General features: G+C 62.5%; 17 protein-coding genes. 10 read left to right on the plus strand and 7 right to left on the minus strand.

Annotated features, from left to right (window positions below):
* Positions 1–9: 9 nt before the first annotated feature.
* The 4 genes from PU133_RS10765 to PU133_RS10780 all read left to right on the plus strand — a co-directional run bounded on the left by PU133_RS10765 (position 10) and on the right by PU133_RS10780 (position 4,761).
* Positions 10–1,584: an ABC transporter ATP-binding protein gene (locus tag PU133_RS10765; RefSeq protein WP_404861723.1), complete on the plus strand. Its 1,575-nt coding sequence runs from the start codon at positions 10–12 to the stop codon at positions 1,582–1,584.
* Complete coding sequence (locus tag PU133_RS10770) at positions 1,574–2,695, plus strand: ABC transporter permease (RefSeq protein ID WP_404861724.1); 1,122 nt, start codon at positions 1,574–1,576, stop codon at positions 2,693–2,695. Before PU133_RS10765 ends, PU133_RS10770 begins: the two co-directional genes overlap by 11 nt.
* A complete protein-coding gene (locus PU133_RS10775; protein WP_404861725.1) occupies positions 2,695–3,615 on the plus strand; it encodes an ABC transporter permease in 921 nt (306 codons plus the stop codon). The genes PU133_RS10770 and PU133_RS10775 overlap by 1 nt, the downstream gene beginning before the upstream one ends.
* A gap of 69 nt (positions 3,616–3,684) precedes the next feature.
* The gene (locus PU133_RS10780) at positions 3,685–4,761 is read left to right on the plus strand and encodes a BMP family ABC transporter substrate-binding protein (protein ID WP_404861726.1); all 1,077 of its coding nucleotides are present in this window, start codon (positions 3,685–3,687) and stop codon (positions 4,759–4,761) included.
* Positions 4,762–4,869: 108 nt separating this feature from the next.
* On the opposite strand, the gene PU133_RS10785 is transcribed toward PU133_RS10780, so the two are convergent.
* Together PU133_RS10785 and PU133_RS10790 are read right to left on the minus strand one after the other, a co-directional pair.
* Complete coding sequence (locus PU133_RS10785) at positions 4,870–7,962, minus strand: efflux RND transporter permease subunit (RefSeq protein WP_404861727.1); 3,093 nt, start codon at positions 7,960–7,962, stop codon at positions 4,870–4,872.
* Positions 7,959–9,173, minus strand: coding sequence for an efflux RND transporter periplasmic adaptor subunit (locus PU133_RS10790; protein WP_404861728.1), 1,215 nt, complete (start codon positions 9,171–9,173; stop codon positions 7,959–7,961). Before PU133_RS10790 ends, PU133_RS10785 begins: the two co-directional genes overlap by 4 nt.
* A 195-nt stretch (positions 9,174–9,368) precedes the next feature.
* Here PU133_RS10790 and PU133_RS10795 point away from each other — a divergent pair, with 195 nt between their 5' ends.
* Positions 9,369–9,932: a TetR/AcrR family transcriptional regulator gene (locus tag PU133_RS10795; RefSeq protein WP_245451272.1), complete on the plus strand. Its 564-nt coding sequence runs from the start codon at positions 9,369–9,371 to the stop codon at positions 9,930–9,932.
* 7 nt (positions 9,933–9,939) lie between these two features.
* Here PU133_RS10795 and PU133_RS10800 read toward each other — a convergent pair whose 3' ends face one another.
* The 3 genes from PU133_RS10800 to folE all read right to left on the minus strand — a co-directional run bounded on the left by PU133_RS10800 (position 9,940) and on the right by folE (position 12,157).
* The gene (locus PU133_RS10800) at positions 9,940–10,959 is read right to left on the minus strand and encodes a patatin-like phospholipase family protein (protein ID WP_404861729.1); all 1,020 of its coding nucleotides are present in this window, start codon (positions 10,957–10,959) and stop codon (positions 9,940–9,942) included.
* Positions 10,960–11,044: 85 nt separating this feature from the next.
* On the minus strand, positions 11,045–11,494 hold the full coding sequence (gene hisI / locus PU133_RS10805) for a phosphoribosyl-AMP cyclohydrolase (protein ID WP_404861730.1): 450 nt from the start codon (positions 11,492–11,494) through the stop codon (positions 11,045–11,047).
* A 33-nt stretch (positions 11,495–11,527) separates the two neighbouring features.
* Complete coding sequence (folE, locus tag PU133_RS10810) at positions 11,528–12,157, minus strand: GTP cyclohydrolase I FolE (protein ID WP_126010137.1); 630 nt, start codon at positions 12,155–12,157, stop codon at positions 11,528–11,530.
* 280 nt (positions 12,158–12,437) lie between these two features.
* Between folE and PU133_RS10815 the strand changes: the two genes are divergently transcribed.
* The 3 genes from PU133_RS10815 to thrS all read left to right on the plus strand — a co-directional run bounded on the left by PU133_RS10815 (position 12,438) and on the right by thrS (position 15,363).
* A complete protein-coding gene (locus PU133_RS10815) occupies positions 12,438–12,887 on the plus strand; it encodes an iron-sulfur cluster assembly scaffold protein (protein WP_126010138.1) in 450 nt (149 codons plus the stop codon).
* A 32-nt stretch (positions 12,888–12,919) separates the two neighbouring features.
* Complete coding sequence (yidD, locus tag PU133_RS10820; RefSeq protein ID WP_404864510.1) at positions 12,920–13,189, plus strand: membrane protein insertion efficiency factor YidD; 270 nt, start codon at positions 12,920–12,922, stop codon at positions 13,187–13,189.
* 185 nt (positions 13,190–13,374) lie between these two features.
* Positions 13,375–15,363, plus strand: coding sequence for a threonine--tRNA ligase (thrS, locus tag PU133_RS10825; protein WP_404861731.1), 1,989 nt, complete (start codon positions 13,375–13,377; stop codon positions 15,361–15,363).
* Positions 15,364–15,412: 49 nt separating this feature from the next.
* On the opposite strand, the gene PU133_RS10830 is transcribed toward thrS, so the two are convergent.
* Positions 15,413–16,360 carry a hypothetical protein gene (locus PU133_RS10830; RefSeq protein ID WP_404861732.1) on the minus strand — a complete coding sequence of 316 codons (948 nt, stop codon included), beginning with the start codon at positions 16,358–16,360 and terminating at the stop codon, positions 15,413–15,415.
* 113 nt (positions 16,361–16,473) lie between these two features.
* Between PU133_RS10830 and PU133_RS10835 the strand changes: the two genes are divergently transcribed.
* Both PU133_RS10835 and PU133_RS10840 read left to right on the plus strand, forming a co-directional pair.
* Positions 16,474–17,064 carry a nitroreductase gene (locus PU133_RS10835; RefSeq protein ID WP_404861733.1) on the plus strand — a complete coding sequence of 197 codons (591 nt, stop codon included), beginning with the start codon at positions 16,474–16,476 and terminating at the stop codon, positions 17,062–17,064.
* 3 nt (positions 17,065–17,067) lie between these two features.
* Positions 17,068–17,688 carry a flavin reductase family protein gene (locus PU133_RS10840; protein ID WP_126010143.1) on the plus strand — a complete coding sequence of 207 codons (621 nt, stop codon included), beginning with the start codon at positions 17,068–17,070 and terminating at the stop codon, positions 17,686–17,688.
* 13 nt (positions 17,689–17,701) lie between these two features.
* Here PU133_RS10840 and PU133_RS10845 read toward each other — a convergent pair whose 3' ends face one another.
* Positions 17,702–18,589 carry an HpcH/HpaI aldolase/citrate lyase family protein gene (locus PU133_RS10845; RefSeq protein WP_404861734.1) on the minus strand — a complete coding sequence of 296 codons (888 nt, stop codon included), beginning with the start codon at positions 18,587–18,589 and terminating at the stop codon, positions 17,702–17,704.
* Positions 18,590–18,748 lie beyond the last annotated feature (159 nt).

Here is an 18,748-nt window from a genome sequence, read left to right on the forward strand (position 1 = left end):
TCTTGAAGCGTGCAGGCAAGCGATAACCGATCTTCAGCGCCATTGCTCGCGCTTGCCGGCCTGACGAAGATTTTCGGCACGCTCAAGGCCTGTGACGCGATCAGCCTCGAAATCGCGCCCGGCGAGATCCATGCGCTGCTTGGCGAGAACGGCGCCGGCAAGTCGACGCTGGTCAAGATGCTGTTCGGGGTGCTGGCGCCCGATGCCGGCCAGATCGTCTGGAAGGGCGAGCCCGTTTCGATCAATAGTCCTTTTGCGGCGCGCCATCTCGGCATCGGCATGGTGTTCCAGCACTTCTCGCTGTTCGAAGCGCTGACGGTCGCCGAAAATATCGCGCTTTCGCTCGATGACAGCGTGCCGATCGGCCAGATCGCAGAACGGGCGCGGGCCTTGTCGGAAGGGTATGGCCTGCCGCTCGATCCGGACGCGCTCGTGGCGGACCTTTCCGTAGGCGAACGCCAGCGCATCGAGATCGTGCGGACACTCCTGCAGGATCCGCAGCTGATCATTCTCGACGAACCGACATCGGTGCTGACACCGCAGGAGGCGGATCGGCTGTTCGAGACGCTGGAGAAGCTGCGCAGCGAAGGCCGTTCGATCCTCTATATCAGTCACCGTCTGGAAGAGGTGCGGCGCATCTGCGACCGCGCGACCGTCTTGCGTCACGGCAAGGTCGTGGGCGCCTGCGATCCGCGCCAGGAGACGGTCGCTTCGCTGGCACGGATGATGGTCGGCGGGGATGTGGCCGACGTGACGATCGGGGCGAATGCCGGCGACGGCAGGGTGCTGATCGAAACGCGTAGACTGAGCCTTCCGGCGCGCACGCCGTTTGCGGTGTCGCTGAAGGACATCGATCTTACCGTCCATAGCGGTGAAGTGGTCGCGATCGCGGGCGTGGCCGGCAACGGGCAGAGCGAGCTTTTCGATGCGCTGTCAGGCGAGGTGACCACCAGCCGCGCCGATGCCGTGCGGCTCTCCGGTCAGGATGTCGGCCGCAAGGGCATCACCGAGCGGCGCCTGCTCGGCTGCGGATTCGTGCCGGAAGAACGCCACGGGCACGGCGCCGTCTCGCAGATGAAGCTTTCCGACAACATGGTGCTGGCGCGCCATGCATCGGATGCGAAGACCTTTCTCGGCGGCGGGCTTGGCCTGTTGAAGCGCGATGCCGTGTGGGCCGCGACCGAACGGGTGATCAAGGCGATGGATGTCCGGAAATCCGGCGTCGATCCGCATGCATCGGCGCTGTCGGGCGGAAATCTGCAGAAATTCATCATGGGGCGTGAGCTCGATCGCAATCTCTCGGTGCTGATCGTCAACCAGCCCACCTGGGGCGTGGATGCCGGCGCCGCAAGCCGCATTCGCCAGGCGATCGTCGATCTGGCAAAATCCGGCGCGGCGGTGGTGGTGATCAGCCAGGATCTCGACGAAGTGTTCGAGATCGCACATTCGATTGCCGTCATCCATCACGGGCGGCTGAGCGCTTCGGAGCCGGCCCGGACGTTGACGCGCGAGCGGATCGGCTTGCTGATGGGCGGTGCGGCGCCCGAGGCCGATACAATGCCGGAGGCTGCCCATGCGCATTGAACTGGAAAAGCGTCCGGAGCGATCCAAGCTCTTTTCGATCCTGTCGCCCTTCATCGCGCTTGGCCTGACGCTGATTGTCGGGGCGATCCTATTTCTGGCGCTCGGCAAGAACCCAGCCGAGGCGATGTTCTATTTCTTCATCGATCCGCTGCTCGTCGGCTGGTCGCTGCATGAGCTTGCCATCAAGGCGACGCCGCTGATCCTGATCGCGGTCGGGCTTTCGGTGTGTTTTCGCTCCAACAACTGGAATATTGGCGCCGAAGGCCAGTTCGTGATGGGCGCCATCGCAGGTTCGATCATCCCGGTGATGTTCCACGGGTGGGAATCGCCGCTCGTGCTGCCGCTGATGATGATTTCCGGAGCCATCGGCGGCGCGCTTTACGCCACGATCCCGGCGCTTCTCAAGGCAAAGTTCAACACGAACGAGATCCTGACGAGCCTGATGCTCGTCTATGTGGCGCAGCTCTTTCTCGACTGGCTGGTGCGCGGACCGTGGCGCAACCCGGAAGGCTTCAACTTTCCCGAGACGCGGAATTTCAACGCCTCCGCGATCCTGCCGGAGATCCTCGACGGGGGGCGGGCGCATTGGGGCCTGATTTTCGCGATCGTCGCTGCGCTCGCGACCTGGTTCATGATGCGCAGCACGTTGAAGGGCTTCGAGATTTCGGTGCTGGGCCAGTCAGCTCGGGCAGGGCGCTTCGCCGGCTTTTCGGCAACCAAGATGGTGTTCTTCGCCTTTATCTTCTCCGGTGCGATGGCCGGGCTTGCAGGCATCGCGGAAGTCTCCGGCGCGATCGGGCAATTGCGGCCGGTGATTTCGCCTGGCTACGGCTTCACCGCGATCATCGTCGCGTTCCTCGGTCGCCTGAACCCGCTCGGCATCGTCGCCGCCGGCCTCGTTCTCGCGCTCACTTATCTCGGCGGCGAAGCGGCGCAGATTTCGATCGGCGTCTCCGACAAGGTGGCGCGGCTTTTCCAGGGCGCGCTTCTGTTCTTCGTGCTCGCCTGCGACACGCTGATCCACTATCGCATCCGCCTGCGCTCCACCGTCAAGGTGGCGAATGTTACGGCGGCACCTGTCCAGTCGTCCGCACCGGTGGAGGCACGCTGATGGGCTTTTACGAAGCCGTTCTGATCTCGGTGATGACAGCTGCGACACCGCTGGTGCTCGCCGCCATCGGCGAACTGGTGGTCGAGCGGTCAGGCGTCCTCAATCTCGGTGTGGAAGGCATGATGATCATGGGCGCGGTGTGCGCCTTTGCCGGCGCGCAGATGTCCGGATCAGCGCTGGTCGGTGTGGTTTGCGGCATGATCGCAGGTGGTGCGTTTTCGCTGCTCTTCGGCTTTCTCACGCTGACGCTTGTTGCCAACCAGGTGGCGACCGGTCTTGCGCTCACGATCCTGGGGCTCGGGCTTTCCGGCATGATCGGGGAGAGCTTCATCGGGCTTCCGGGCGTGCGCCTGCCGGTTCTCGACATTCCCGTCCTTAGCGACATCCCGGTGATCGGCCGGATCGTGTTCGGGCAGGATCTTCTGTTCTACGCGTCGATCGGTCTGGTCATCGGTGTCGCCTGGTTCCTGTTCAGGACGCGCGCCGGCCTCAGGCTGCGTGCGATCGGCGACAATCACGGTTCCGCCCATGCGCTCGGTGTTTCAGTCATCCGCGTGCGGTATCTCGCGGTGCTCTTCGGTGGCGTGTGCTCAGGCCTTGCGGGCGCGCATCTGTCGCTTGTCTACACGCCGCAATGGGTGGAGAACATGTCGGCCGGGCGCGGCTGGATCGCGCTGGCGCTGGTGGTCTTTGCTTCCTGGCGGCCGCTTCGTCTTCTTGCCGGCGCCTATCTCTTCGGCGCTGTCTCCATCGGCGGACTGCATGCCCAGGCACTTGGTGTCGGCATTCCCTCGCAGTTCGTATCGATGCTTCCCTATCTCGCGACGATCGTCGTTCTCGTCCTGATTTCGATGGATCGCCGCCTGACGCTCATCAACCGTCCCGCCTCGCTCGGCCAGCCCTTCGTTCCGGAAAGATAGGTTGAGGCGATGTCACAGAAGGACGGATCGGGATTCCAGTTCAACCTCCAAACAACCAAGGGCAACAACATGAAAAAAATGCTCCTCGCTCTCGCCGCTTCGGCTAGCGCGATCATGCTCGCCGGTCCCGCAGCCGCACAGATGGACCAGGTCAAGGCCTGCTTCATCTATGTCGGCCCCGTCGGCGATTTCGGCTGGTCCTACCAGCACGACCAAGGCCGCCTCTTCGCCGAAGAGCATTTCGGTGACCGCCTGGAAACGGCGTTCCTCGAAAGCGTGCCGGAAGGCGCCGATGCCGAGCGCGCCATCGAGCGCTTCGCACGGTCGGGCTGCAACATCATCTTCACGACGTCGTTCGGCTACATGGACGCCACCAACGCGGTTGCCGAGCGCTACCCGGACATCAAGTTCGAGCACGCCACCGGTTACAAGCGCGACCATCCGAACGTCGCCACCTACGATTCGCGCTTCTACCAGGGCCGTTACATCATCGGCCAGATCGCGGCCGAGATGTCGGAAACGGGTTCGGCGGGCTACATCGGCTCGTTCCCGATCCCGGAAGTGGTTCAGGGCATCAACGCCTTCATGCTCGGCGCACAGTCGATCAATCCGGACTTCGAGCTGAAGGTCGTGTGGGTCAACACCTGGTTCGACCCAGGCCGTGAAGCCGATGCCGCCCGTGCGCTGATCGACCAGGGCGTCGACATCCTGACGCAGCACACCGATTCGACCGGCCCGATGCAGGTGGCAGCCGAGCGCGGCATCTTCGCTTTCGGCCAGGCGTCGGACATGATCGAGTTCGGTCCCGAGACACAGCTGACCTCGATCATCGACGATTGGGGCCCGTATTACGTCGAGCGCATCGAAGCTGTCATGGACGGCACCTGGGAACAGCAGGCAACCTGGGACGGTCTTGCCGAAGGTCACGTCGTGATGGCGGAATATGCCAACATGCCGGACGACGTGAAGGCACAGGCCGAGGCGACCGAGGAGTCGATCCGTTCTGGCGCGTTCCACCCCTTCACCGGTCCGATCAACAAGCAGGACGGCACCGAGTGGCTCGCCGAAGGCGCGGTTGCTGACGATGCGGCTCTGTCGAGCATGAACTTCTACGTCGAAGGCATCGACGACCAGCTGCCGCAGTAAGCGCCGCTCGCTCATTGCACTGAAATGCAAGAAACCCGCCGGAGCGATCCGGCGGGTTTCTTTTGGTCTTGCTCGGGAGGTCAGACCGAACGGGCTATCGCCCGTTCCTCACTCGGCCGGAGCCGGTGAAGGGGAGTGGCCAGAAGGCACATCTTTCGTTTCATGCCGCTTCATCGCCGATTCCGGCTTGGCGATGTAGGTGTAGAACATCGGCACGACGAAGAGCGTGAACAGCGTTCCGATGCACAGGCCGGAGAAGATCACGAGACCCATGGCCTGCCGGGCGGCTGCACCAGCGCCGGACGCGATCATCAGAGGCACGACGGCGAGCGCCAGAGCGGCGGTGGTCATCAGGATCGGCCGCAGGCGGACCTTGGCCGATTCCACGATCGCCTCGCGGATCGGATAGCCTTCCTCACGCCGCTGATTGGCGAATTCCACCAGAAGGATGCCGTGCTTGGTGATGATGCCGATCAGCGTGATCAAGCCCACCTGGGTGTAGATGTTGATCGTGCCGAGCCCGAGATTGAGCGGGAGGATCGCACCGAAGATCGACAGCGGAACCGACATCATGATGATGAAGGGGTCACGGAAGCTTTCGAACTGCGCGGCGAGCACGAGATAGATGACCACGATGGCGAGCGCAAATGCGATCAGGATCGTGTTGCCCTGCTGGACTTCCAGACGCGACTGGCCGGAATATTCCAGGAAGAAGCTGTCCGGCAGAAGCGGATTGGCGATATCGACGATCGTCTGCAGGCCCTGGCCGGTGGTGACGCCGGGCAGGGGCAGGGCCGAGATCGTGGCTGCATTCAGCTGGTTGAACTGCTCGATCGAGGCCGGCGCAGAGCCTGTCTCGACGCTGACGACCGAGGACAGCGGGATCATCGTGCCCGTGGTGGAGCGGATGAAGAAGTCCGTCAGAGCCTGGGGGTTGTCGCGATATTCCTGCGGCACCTGGGTGATGATGTCGTAGCTGTTTGAATCGCGATCGAACTGCGCAACGGCACCGCCGCCGACGAGAACGTTCAGCGTGTTGCCGATGTCGCTGATCGGGACATTGAGCGCCGCCGCACGGTCGCGGTCGATCGTCATCGTGATCTGCGGGCTGTCGTAGGACAGAGAGTTCTGCACGATGATGAACTGGCCGGAGGCCTGGGCTTCCTGACGGATCTGCTCGGCCACTTCGTAGACCTGGCTTGGATCACCGGTGGACTGAACCACCATGGAGATCGGCAGCCCGCCGCCGGCGCCCGGGAGCGAAGGCGGTGCAAAGACGAGCGCCTGCACGCCGTTGACCGGCGCGATGCGGCCCTGAATGTCCTGCTGGATTTCGGCCTGGGAACGCTCGCGGCTGCCCCAGTCCTTCAGGCCCCAAACGGCGAAGCCGCTGTTGGTTTCGCCACCCATGCCGACGATGGAGAACTGCGCACGCACTTCGTCGATGTCGCTGGTGGCATCAGCCAGCTGGTCGACGAAGGCACTGGTGTATTCGCTCGTGGCATAACGGGGAGCAGTCACCAGCGAGAAGAGGGCGCCTTCGTCTTCTTCCGGCGCGAGTTCGCTTGACGTCTGCATGAACAGGAAGCCGGTTAATGCCATCAGGCTGATGGTGACCATCATCGTGATCGGCCGGTAGTTGAGCGAGCCGGAGACCATGCGCTCATACCAGTTTGCCAGACGCTCGAAGGTGCGGTCGATGAAGCGCTGGAAGCGGCTGTGATTGCCGGCTTTCAGAATACGGGCGCTCATCATCGGGGTGATGGTCAGTGCGATGATGCCCGAGATGATGACGGCGCCTGCGAGCGTGAACGCGAACTCGCGGAAGAGCGAGCCGGTCAGACCGCCGGTGAAGCCGATGGGTGCGAAGACGGCAGCGAGCGTGATCGTCATGGCCACGATGGCGAGCGAGATCTCCTCCATGCTCTTCTTGGAGGCCGCCATCGGATCCATGCCTTCTTCGATATGGCGGTGGATATTCTCGACCACGATGATGGCGTCGTCGACGACGAGGCCGATCGCGAGGACCATGGCCAGCAGCGACAGGAGGTTGATGGAATATCCAAGCACCAAAAGGAAGAAGCAGACGCCGATGAGCGACAGCGGGATCGTCACGATCGGCATCAGCGTGGAACGGAACGATCCGAGAAACAGCAGGATGACAACGATCACGATGACGACGGCTTCGGCGATCGTCTTGAAGACTTCCTCGATCGAGGAGCTGATGGTCTCGGTGGCGTTGTAGACCATCTCGATCGACATGCCGTCCGGCAGCGTGTCGCTGATGGCTGGCAGTTCTGCGAGAACGGCATCGGCGGTGTCGAGCGGATTTGCCGACGGAGTCGGGAAGATGCCGATGAAGATGCCAGGCTCGCCGTTGAAGTTGACGATCGTGTCGGTGCTTTCGGCAGCCAGTTCGACCTCGGCAACATCCGTGAGCCGCACGACGTTGTCGCCATCGGATGCGATCGGCAGTTGGCCGAAAGCCTCAGGGGTCTGCAGCGTCGACTGCAGGGTGATCGCCTGGGCGACATATTCGTTTTCAGTGCGGCCTGGCGCCGACAGGAAGTTGGAGGCGTTAATGGCCTGGGTGACTTCGGATGCTGTCACGCCACGCGCAGCGAGCCGGATCGGGTCGATCCAGACGCGCATGGCGTAGTTCGCCGCACCGAGGATCTGGATTTCGGCCACACCTTCGATGGTGGACATGCGGGGACGAACCACGCGCTCCAGATATTCGGTGAGCTGCTCGGCAGTCATGTTGGGGTTCTGGACCGCCAGATACATGATCGCGAATTGCTGACCCGTTCCCTTGGTGATGATCGGGTCTTCAGACTGCGACGGCAGCTGGCCCCGGACCTGCTGCACCTTCGACATCACTTCCGTGAGCGCGATATCGGGATCGGCACCCAGTTCCATCTGGACGGTCACGGTGCTGCTCGACGCGCGGCTTTGCGAGGTGACGTAGTCGATGTTTTCGGTGGTGGAGACGGCGGCGGCGATCGGGGCCGTGATGAAGCCCTGGATCAGCTCGGCGTTGGCGCCGGGATAGACCGTGTTGATGGTGACGACGGTTTCCTCGACCTCCGGGTACTGACGCACCGAGAGACTGAAAAGGCCCTGGAAACCGAGCAGGAGGATCAGGCAGCCGAGAACCGTGGAAAGAACCGGGCGCTGAATGAAGGTATTTGGAATGTTCATTGCGCTACCTGCTCGGCTGTCTGCGGATTACCGCGGTTCAAGGGGCTCTCGCTCTTATCGATGGTGACGAGTGCGCCGTTGGACAGGCGGTTCTGGCCGGCCGAAACGACGATGTCGCCTGCCGAGAGACCTTCGGCAATTTCGACCAGCGAACCGTTGCGGCGACCAGTCGTCACGAAGACCTGACGCGCCTCCATCGTCGGGCCCGCATCCTCTGCCGGGGCAGGCGCAGCGGCTGCTGCCTCGGGCATTTCCTCGGCCTGTTCCGCTGCCTGTTCGGCAGCCTGTTCCTGCTCTTCCGACGCTTCGCGCACGACATAGACGAAGTCGCCGTAAAGGCTCGAGACGATGGCCGTCTGCGGCAGCGCGATGACGTCAGGCTCCTCGGGCAGCTCGACACGCACGCGGGCGAACTGGCCTGGATTGAGGGCTTCCTCGGTGTTTTCCACCTCGGCGCGGATGGAAACGAGACGGGTCGCCGGATCGATGCGCGGCTCGATGCCGACGATTGTGCCGCTATAATCGAAGCTGCCGTTTTCCGTGCCCACGCGAATGGTCTGGCCGATCTGCAACTGGCTGCGCTGCTGCTCAGGAACCGAAAAATCGACGCGCATGCGCGACAGGTCCTGAAGCGTGGCGACGACCGTGCCTGTGGTGACATACTGGCCGGCTTCCACCTGCGGAATGCCGATTGTGCCCGAGAACGGTGCTTCCAGCGCCTTCTGGCTCAGGGTTGCGTTCAGCGAGGCGATTTCAGACTGTGCTGCCTGAGCGTTCGCTTCCGCTTCTTCCAGGCTCGATTCGGCGCTGACGCCGCGCGTGCGCAACTGCTGGGCACGGGCAAGCGTCTGTTCGGCCAAGGTAAGGTTGGCGCGTGCCGCGATCAGGTTCGACTGCTCAATCTGGTCGTCGATCTGGACGAGCACGGTTCCTTCCTCGATCGCGTCGTTCGACGTGAAGTTCACCTCGCGAACGACACCGCCGGCTTCAACGGCGAGGTCAACACCGCGGACAGCGCTGACGGTGCCGATCGCCTCGATGCCGGGCTGCCAGCTCGCCGGTTCTGCCGTAACGGTCTGCACCGGCAGGGCGGGCTGCTGCATCGTGGCGAAGAAGTTCTCGATCGCCTGATTGCGGAAGATGTTGAAATAGACCAAGCCCCCGCAGACCACCGCGAGCAAGACGAAGGCGATCAGGAATCTTTTTATCATGGCTCGAAATGCTCCGGGGGAGTGTCGCTGAAAATCACAGAAAAAGCGGCGCGCAAAATCGATGCTGCACCGCACTATGTCTTATGTTGTGCTTAACTGTACCGGCTGGACGGTATTGTCAAGCCGTGATAGGCAGCGTCGGCACGATATCTTTTGGAGATTGGCATCATCACCCGGAATTCAAGACAACGCATATTGGAAGCCGCCAATGAGCTTGCCCGCGACGTCGGTCCCGGCAATCTGTCGCTGGATGCGGTCGCCCAGCGGGCAGGTCTGTCGAAAGGCGGGCTTCTCTATAACTTCCCGACGAAGGCGAAGCTGATGGAGGCGCTGGTCGAGATGCACATCTCACAGCATCGCCAAGCGCTCGAAGCCGCCCAGCTGCGGCACCGCGGGAAGCCGAATGCGCTGTCTCTCGCCGTCGTGGATACGTTTCTAGCGGAATGCGGGTCCAAGCAAAAGCCAGCAAGCGGCGTTCTCGCAGCGATTGCCGAAGATCCGAGCTTCATCGAGCCCATGCGGCTTTATCAGCGAGAGCTCGTGGCGCGGTTGAAGGCCGAGTCCGACGATCCGGACCTTGCCCATCTCGCATTTCTTGCGATCGAAGGCTTGAGATGCCTGCAGCTCTTCGAAGTCGATGCCTTTTCGGCGGACGACAGCCGGCGGCTTCTTTTGCGGATGGTGCAGATGGTGGCGCGGGAACTGGGGCTCGAAGCGCCGCTGGAGCCTGCGACAGCCACGGTCGAGGCATCTCGCTGACAGTCGCCTAGCGCACGAGCACGCGCTGGAGCCGATCGATTTCCCGGATGTGCGCTCGCGCGTCCTCGTAGCCACGCGCGATGGCTTCGTCCGCGCGATGGAATTCCGAAAGACCGATGTCGGACAACTTCGGCAGGATCGAGAGATCGGGCGGGTCGCCGGCAAGACGCGCGCGCGAAATGCGATCCTGAATGATGTTGTAGGCCTCCACCATCACGCCGGTCATGCCGAAACGGCGTTCGGCGCGGTCCGTGAATGTCGTGCGGTTCTCGGCCTGGCGGCGGCTGAGGGACACTTCGTCGGGCGAGGGCGCCGAGGCGCTGTGCTTGATGACAGCGGAACGACCGTAGAGATCGTAATGCAGGTTGACCGCGACGACCAGCGGCTCCTCGTAAGCGCGGCAGATGGAGACCGGAACGGGATTGACGAGCGCGCCATCTACCAGCGTGCGGCCATTGCATTTGACCGGCTCGAAGATCCCCGGCAGCGCATAGGATGCCCGGATGGCGGTCACGAGCGAACCGCGCGTGATCCACACTTCGTGGCCTGTCGTCACCTCGGTGGCGATCGCGACGAAGGGTCGGTCGAGATCCTGGATGTCGATGCCTTCCAGGTGCTCGTTCATGCGGTTGTTGAGCCGCATGCCACCGAAGAGGCCACCGCCGCGGATCGTGAAATCGAGCAGCCCCGCGATGCGCCGCATGGTGAGGCTGCGGGCGAAGGCCTCCAGCTCATCGAGCTTGCCGGCGAGATAGCAGCCACCGACCAACGCGCCGATCGAGGTGCCGGCGATCATGCCGATCTTGATACCGGCTTCGTCCAACGCCCTCAGCACGCCGATATGAGCCCAGCCGCGCGCTGCACCTCCGCCCAGTGCAAGAGCGATCGGCGCGCGCTTCTGATCGGGTTCGGGCGAATGAGGTGGCATCAAGGGAGGAGGTGTCGTCAATTGCGGATCGGAGAAATCCCGGTCAGGCGCCTCATGGACGATTTCGCCACCACTTCGTCTGCCAGACCAGTTCATCATGCGTCTCACTCCCCGACACGCTCCGTCCCGGTTTCATCATCCGGCGAACATGGTTTCGGTTTGGTGAAAATAACGCGGATGCCGTCTATTTCTGATAGACCATCGTCGGATCAAAAAGTGGCGCCTCGGTGTCGGTGATCAGGCGGTGGCTGCCTGCTTCGTCGGTCTCGATCTTGCGATAAAAGCATGACCGGCGCCCCGTATGGCATGTCGCGCCGTGACCATCGACATCCACCTTGAGCCAGATCGCGTCCTGATCGCAATCGACGCGGATTTCGGTCACGCGTTGCAGATTGCCGGAGCTTTCGCCCTTCTTCCAGATCGCCTGGCGGGAGCGGCTGTAATAGTGGGCGATGCCCGTGTCGAGCGTCAGCGCCAAAGTCTCGGCGTTCATGTGCGCGACCATCAGCAAAACGCCGTCGCGACTGTCGGTCACGACGGCGGTCACAAGTCCGTCCGCTGAGAAGCGGGGTGTCAAAGCCGAACCTTCTTCAAGCTCGGCTTTGCCGGCAGGTTCTTCAAAGGCAGTCGTCATGGGGAAGCTCCCGGAGGAGGGAGCCTTCCAAGATCAATGACCGTTGTGGCTCCGCAGCATTGTCATGAACCGGGCCTGCTGATGCGGGTCGGTCTTGAACTGACCGGTAAAGGTGGTCGTCAGCGTTGTCGAGCCCTGCTTGCGGATACCGCGCATGGCCATGCACATATGCTCTGCCTCGATCATGACGGCGACACCCAAAGGACGAAGCGTTTCATCGATTGCCTTCGACACTTGGGCGGTCATGGATTCCTGAGTCTGCAGACGACGCGCATAGATGTCGATCACGCGGGCGATCTTCGACAGGCCAAGCACCTTGCCATCGGGCAGATAGGCCACATGCGCCTTGCCGATGATCGGCACCATGTGGTGCTCGCAATGGGAAAAGAACGGAATGTCGCGGACAAGGACCATATCGTCATAGCCTGCGACCTCCTCGAAAGTACGGCCGAGAACATCTTCAGGGTCTTCGTCATAGCCGCCGAACAAATCCTTATAGGCCTTGGCAACACGCTTCGGCGTATCGACAAGTCCTTCCCGGTCCGGATCGTCACCGACCCAGAGGAGCAAAGTACGGACAGCCGCCTCGACTTCTGACTGAGAGGGACGGGCGTCTTTTTCGTCCTGATCTTTTCCGGGGAAGGATTTTACAATTGCGTCCATTTTGAACTCCCGCTTTTTCACCTTCTACGGTGCCTTTTTATAATCGGACCAACGCCGCCGGCCGAAATGTCCGAGAAACGAACACGGGGTCTTGCAGGTAGGTTCCGGGGCCGTCGGAATAATCCTCAAGCACGGTTTCCCAAATTGTGCCGTCTCTTGCCGTTGAAAGCCGTCAAAAGCGCCACAAAATACGATATAGGTTCCAACCCGGTGAGAGAAAGTGGCGAGGCCCCGAAATGTGGGGTTTGCCGTCCGCCGGGCACACGCAATAGGTAGAGCGATGATCGACGACGTCTATAACAGCAAGATCCTGGAGCTTGCTGGGAACATACCCCGGCTCGGTCGGCTCGATGACGCGGATGCCACTGCAATGGCGCATTCCAAGCTTTGTGGCTCCAAGGTCACCGTTTGGCTGAAAACGGATGACGGAATCGTGACCGATTTTGCCCATGACGTGAAGGCATGCGCGCTCGGGCAGGCGTCGTCATCGGTGATGGCACGCAATGTGATCGGCGCCACTGCCGACGAGGTGCGGAAAGGCCAGGCCGAACTGCGCGCCATGCTGAAAGACAACGGGCCTGCGCCTTCCGGGCGTTTCGCCGATCTCAAATATCTGGAGCCCGTGCGCGACTACAAGGCACGCCACGCCTCCACGCTTCTGACCTTCGACGCGGTGGTCGATGCGCTTGACCAGATCGCGGCGAAGCGGGCGAATGAAGCTGCAGCCTGATGTGTCAGGGCGAGGAGCATAAGCCGGTGCCGATGGGGCGCTCGCGGAATTACGAAGGCCCATGGCCCCGCACGCCGGCACGCGTTTTCGGCACCAGCCTGATCCGGCTTTATCAACTGACCCTTTCCGGCTTCGTCGGCAATTCGTGCCGTCATCTGCCGACCTGCTCCGAATATGCCTACGAAGCCGTGGCCCGCCACGGCCTGTTCCAGGGCAGCTGGCTTGCGCTGAAGCGCGTGGCAAGCTGCGGACCTTTCGGAAGCCGGGGCTTCGATCCCGTCCCGCCGCCCAAGGCCGATTGATCCAGTCTGGTCACCTGCCGCCTTTACGTCCCTGATGCCAGTCGTTAAAGAGGCCGCGCGCCGCTTGAAGAGTTTGGCGTTTCCGAACGGTGAACCGGTATCCACTTCACCTCGAAACGCTGATGCGGCGCTTTACAGGCAACCACCCGCGACCGTTGGCGGGACTGGATGAAGAGGATGACGACATGGCCGAAGCCATCGCACTGACGTTCCCCGACAATTCGATCCGCAATTTCGATGCCGGCACCACCGGCCGCGAGGTGGCTGAATCCATCTCCAAGTCGCTGGCCAAGAAGGCTGTGGCGATCACCATCGACGGTGATTTGCGTGATCTTTCCGATCCTGTCGAAACCGGCACCATCGAGATCGTGACGCGCGAGCACCCGCGCGCTCTGGAACTCATTCGCCATGACGCGGCCCATGTGATGGCCGAGGCCGTGCAGGAGCTCTGGCCTGGCACGCAGGTGACGATCGGACCGGTCATCGAGAACGGTTTCTATTACGACTTTGCGCGCTCCGAGCCGTTCACGCCGGACGATCTGCCCGTCATCGAAAAGAAGATGCGCGAGATCATCGGGCGCAACAACGCGTTCACCAAGGAAATCTGGTCGCGCGAAAAGGCCAAGCAGGTCTTCAGCGACAAGGGCGAGGCCTACAAGGTCGAGCTGGTCGACGCGATCCCCGAAGGTCAGGACCTCAAGATCTACGCCCAGGGCGAGTGGTTCGATCTCTGCCGCGGCCCGCATATGGCGTCGACCGGGCAGATCGGCGGCGCCTTCAAGCTGATGAAGGTGGCCGGCGCCTATTGGCGCGGCGACAGCAACAACCCGATGCTGACGCGCATCTACGGCACCGCCTGGGCGGAGCAGAAGGATCTTGACGCCTATCTGCACATGCTGGCCGAGGCCGAGAAGCGTGATCACCGCCGGCTTGGTCGTGAGATGGATCTCTTCCATTTCCAGGAAGAGGGGCCGGGCGTCGTCTTCTGGCACGCGAAGGGCTGGCGGATGTTCCAGTCGCTCGTCTCCTACATGCGCCGCCGCCTCGACCTCGAAGGCTATGAAGAGGTCAACGCACCGCAGGTGCTCGACAAGTCGCTCTGGGAAACCTCCGGCCACTGGGGCTGGTACCGTGACAACATGTTCAAGGTGACGGTCGCCGGCGACGAGACCGAGGACGAGCGTGTGTTCGCCCTGAAGCCGATGAACTGCCCCGGCCACGTGCAGATCTTCAAGCATGGCCTGAAGTCCTACCGCGAGCTGCCCGTGAAGCTTGCCGAATTCGGCAATGTGCATCGCTACGAGCCATCCGGTTCGCTGCACGGACTGATGCGCGTGCGCGGGTTCACGCAGGACGACGCGCACGTGTTCTGCACCGACGAGCAGCTGGCATCGGAATGCCTGCGCATCAACGCGCTTATCCTCTCGACCTACGCCGATTTCGGCTTCGACGAGATTACGGTGAAGCTTTCCACCCGTCCGGAAAAGCGCGTAGGCGACGATGCGCTCTGGGACCGTGCTGAAAGCGTGATGGCCGAGGTGCTGAAAACGATCGAGGCGCAGTCTGGCGGCCGGATCAAAACGGATATCCTGCCGGGCGAGGGTGCGTTCTACGGACCGAAGTTCGAGTACACGCTGAAAGACGCGATCGGCCGTGAATGGCAGTGCGGCACGACGCAGGTCGACTTCAACCTGCCGGAGCGGTTCGGCGCCTTCTACATCGATCGCGACAGCGAGAAGCGCCAGCCTGTCATGATCCACCGAGCGATCTGCGGCTCGATGGAGCGGTTCCTCGGCATTCTCATCGAGAACTTTGCCGGGCACATGCCGCTCTGGATCGCGCCGCTGCAGGTGGTGGTGGCAAGCATCACCTCGGATGCGAACGATTATGCTGAAGAGGTTGCCCGCGAGTTGAAGGCGGCCGGTCTCGTCGTGAAGACCGATACGCGCAACGAGAAGATCAACTACAAGGTCCGCGAGCATTCCGTCACCAAGGTGCCGGTGATCGTCGTGTGCGGCAATCGCGAGGCGGAAGAGCGGTCGGTCAACATCCGCAGGCTCGGCAGCCGGGATCAGACGGCGATGTCGCTTGCCGATGCCATCGCTGTGCTGAAGGACGAGGCAACGCCGCCGGACCTCAAGCGCCGTGCGGAGCGTGAGCAGTCGGCCAGTTAAGTCGATCGAGAATAGATGCGGAAACGATAGAGGGGCCTTCGCGGCCCCTTTATTCTGCCATCAACACTTCGACGTCGGTGTTGCGGCCGGCCTCGACCTTGAAGTCGCGCTGGAACACGCGCTCCTTGTTGCGGGCGATGGCGGTGTAGTCGCCTTCCGCGAGAATGATCGTGGAAAACGCGCCGACGCTTTCGCCGATCGGGTCGCCCGATGCGGTGAGGATCGACCAGGCCGTGTCGGCAATCGCTTCGCCACCGGGCTCGGAGACGAGCTTCAGCGTCAGTTCCGCCGCGCGGTGCTCGATCGTGGCTTCCGTCAGCTTGCCGGCCTCGATGTGGATGTCGGAGCGAATGCTGGCGTTGTGCGCGCCGTAGTCGGACACGACGTGATAGGTGCCGGCGTTCAGCCGGATCACCGTATCGGGCCGCACATCGGCGACGATCAGTCCACGCTCGCCTTCGAGATCGGGCGTTGCGGTATAGATCGAGAAGGTCAGGTCTTCCGGCGGGATGCGCATGTCTTCGCCGGACAGCGCGTTGAGCACGAGACCGCCGGCATTCAGCGTCAGCGACTGGGGCGGCACCGGGCCGCTTGCCGGTACCGTGAGACGCTTGGAAACGGCGGCACGGCCGAAGGCGACATGCAGAAAATAATCACCGGGCGGGAACGCGAATTCGGCATTGCCGCCTTCGGAGCTGGCGATCAACGGCAGCTTGCCGTCGCGGCCGGGGACCGAATCGAAGACGCGCCAGACGAGGCCGTCGCTGATCGTCTCACCGCCTTCGACCAGCCGCGCGTCGAGCGACACCGAACGGAAATCGGTCGCCATCGCGCCATCGGGCACTGTCGGGGCGTATTGATTGAGCCCGGGAAGCTCGATTGCCGGCATCTCCGGATCGATCTCGCCAAAGGCGCTTTGCGCGGATGCGGAGGAGGTCATGGCGAAAGCGGCGCACGCCAGAATGACGGCCCGGCGGTAGCATGCGTGATACGGCATCAATGGCATCGTCACTGTTGACAAGCTTCTAGACAGGCGCCACTTGAACCGAAAAGCTTAGGCAATTTCAAGGCCTGCTCATATTTCCCCCAATTTGCGAGAGGTTTCACGCAATGCAGGAGCATGCACTCAACGCGCGCCCGGATCTGAAATCCTATCTCAATACAAGGCGTTCGGTGCCTGCACTGCAGATGAGTGAGCCCGGCCCCGACAGGTCGCAGATCAACGAAATGCTGAGGCTGGCGACACGGGTGCCCGACCATGGGAAGCTCGCGCCTTGGCGCTTCGTCGTAATTGCAGGCGAATCGCGCACGCGAATCGGGGTCGAACTCGCGCGGATCGCGACCGAGCGACGGGGCGATCTTTCGGAAAAGGAAGTGGAGATCGAGCGCGAACGGCTGGCGCGCGCGCCGGTCGTCATCGCCGTCATCAGCACGGCGGGCGAGCACCCGAAGATCCCGCTTTGGGAGCAGCAGCTTTCCGCCGGCGCGGTCTGCCTCAACCTGTTCATGGCGGCCAACGCCCTCGGCTTTGCCGCGAACTGGCTGACCGAATGGTATGCCTATGATGCGGCGACCCGGCCGCTTTTCGGCCTCAAGGATGGCGAGCAGATCGCCGGCTTTCTCCATATCGGCACAAGCGAGATGACGCCGCCCGACCGTCCGCGTCCCGACGTGGATGCGCTGACCACATTCCTGGATTGATCGATGTTCTATACGACCGACACCAATCGGCATGGGCTTGCCCATGACCCGTACAAAGCCATCATCTCGCCACGGCCGATCGGCTGGATCGGCACGAAGTCGAAGGATGGCGCGCTCAACCTTGCGCCTTACTCCTTCTTCAATGCGGTCTCGGATCGTCCGAAGCTCCTGATGTTTTCGTCTGCCGGCTACAAGCACAGCGCGCGCAACGCGGAAGAGACCGGTGTGTTCACCACCAATCTGGTTGGTCGGGCGCTGACCGAGCAGATGAACATGAGTTCGGTGGATGCGCCGGATGGCGTCGACGAATTCGAGCTGTCGGGGCTGACGGCGAAGGCCGGCGAGCTGGTCGACGCGCCTTATGTGGATGAGGCCTATGCGGTTCTCGAATGCCGCACCACCGATGTCTTCCGACCGAAGGGCCTCGACGGGCAGCCGTCGGAAAACTGGATGGTGCTGGGGCAGGTCGTCGGGATCCGCATCCGCGACGAGGCGATCCGCAACGGCCGGCTCGACATGGCGCTCGTCGCGCCGCTCGCACGGCTCGGCTACATGGACTATTGCGACGGCGGCGACACGTTCGAGCTGTTCCGCCCGGAATGGGAGGCCGTCAAGCGCGCCTGAACGTGCAGAGGCTTTAAGCCCTCAAGCCGGCGGCTGCAGCCCGCTTCAGGATGCGTTCGGCCTGCCGCAGATGCGGCCGGTCGATCATCTGTCCTTCGAGGCTCATGACCCCCGCATCCTCACCGGCGCCCTCGAAGAGTTCGACGATGCGCCGCGCGCGGTGGATCGCCTCAGAGCTTGGCGTGAAAACGCGATTGATCACCTCGACCTGTGCGGGATGGATGGCGAGCTTGCCTGAAAAACCATCGCGCTCGGCGGCGAGGCATTCGCGTTCGAGGCCTTCCATGTCGCGAAAATCGGTGAAGACCGTGTCGATCGCCATGATCTGCGCAGCAGCGGCTGCAAGCAGTGTCATGGAGCGGGCGAGGCGGAACACGTCTGTATAGTGGCCGTCATCGCCGCGGTTGCGTGCGGCACCGAGATCGGCCGCCAGATCCTCGCCACCCCAGGACAGCGCCTCGAGCCGCGCCGACGCACCGCGGTAGCCGTTGAGATTGAGCACGCCGGCCGCTGTTTCGGCTGCGAGCGCGTGGATGCGCAACTCGCCGTCCGGAATGTCGTTCTCGGCTTCCCGAACGGCGATGAGTGCCGAGAGATGCTGGATGGCCGCGGGGCCTTCGGCCTTGGGCAGGAGAATACCATCGGGCTTCGCGCCGACGACGGCATCGAGATCTGCCTCGGCGTGGCCGCTATCGAGGGCGTTGATGCGCACGATCAGCTTGGGCTGGCCTTCGCCGCGCTCGGCGCCATTGAGAAACGCGGCAGCCATTGTGCGGGCCTCGATCTTGCGGCGCGGCGATACGCTGTCCTCCAGGTCGATCAGGAGGCAATCCGCGCCGGAGGAGGGCGCCTTTTCCAGCTTCCGGTCGGAATCACCCGGCACGAACAGATAGGACCGCATCTTCTATTTCCTCCCAGTATCGATCGAGGTGCTGCTCTTACGCACCGCGCTCGTCCTAACCGCTTTGGCGGCCAGGGAAAAGCAAAGTCCATCCGGCTGTTCAGCCAAAACATGGTGAACCAAACGTAAACCTTTGGCGCCTAGCCTTGTCTCCACTGG

The organism is Georhizobium sp. MAB10 (assembly GCF_045012825.1).
GTDB lineage: Bacteria > Pseudomonadota > Alphaproteobacteria > Rhizobiales > Rhizobiaceae > Georhizobium > Georhizobium profundi.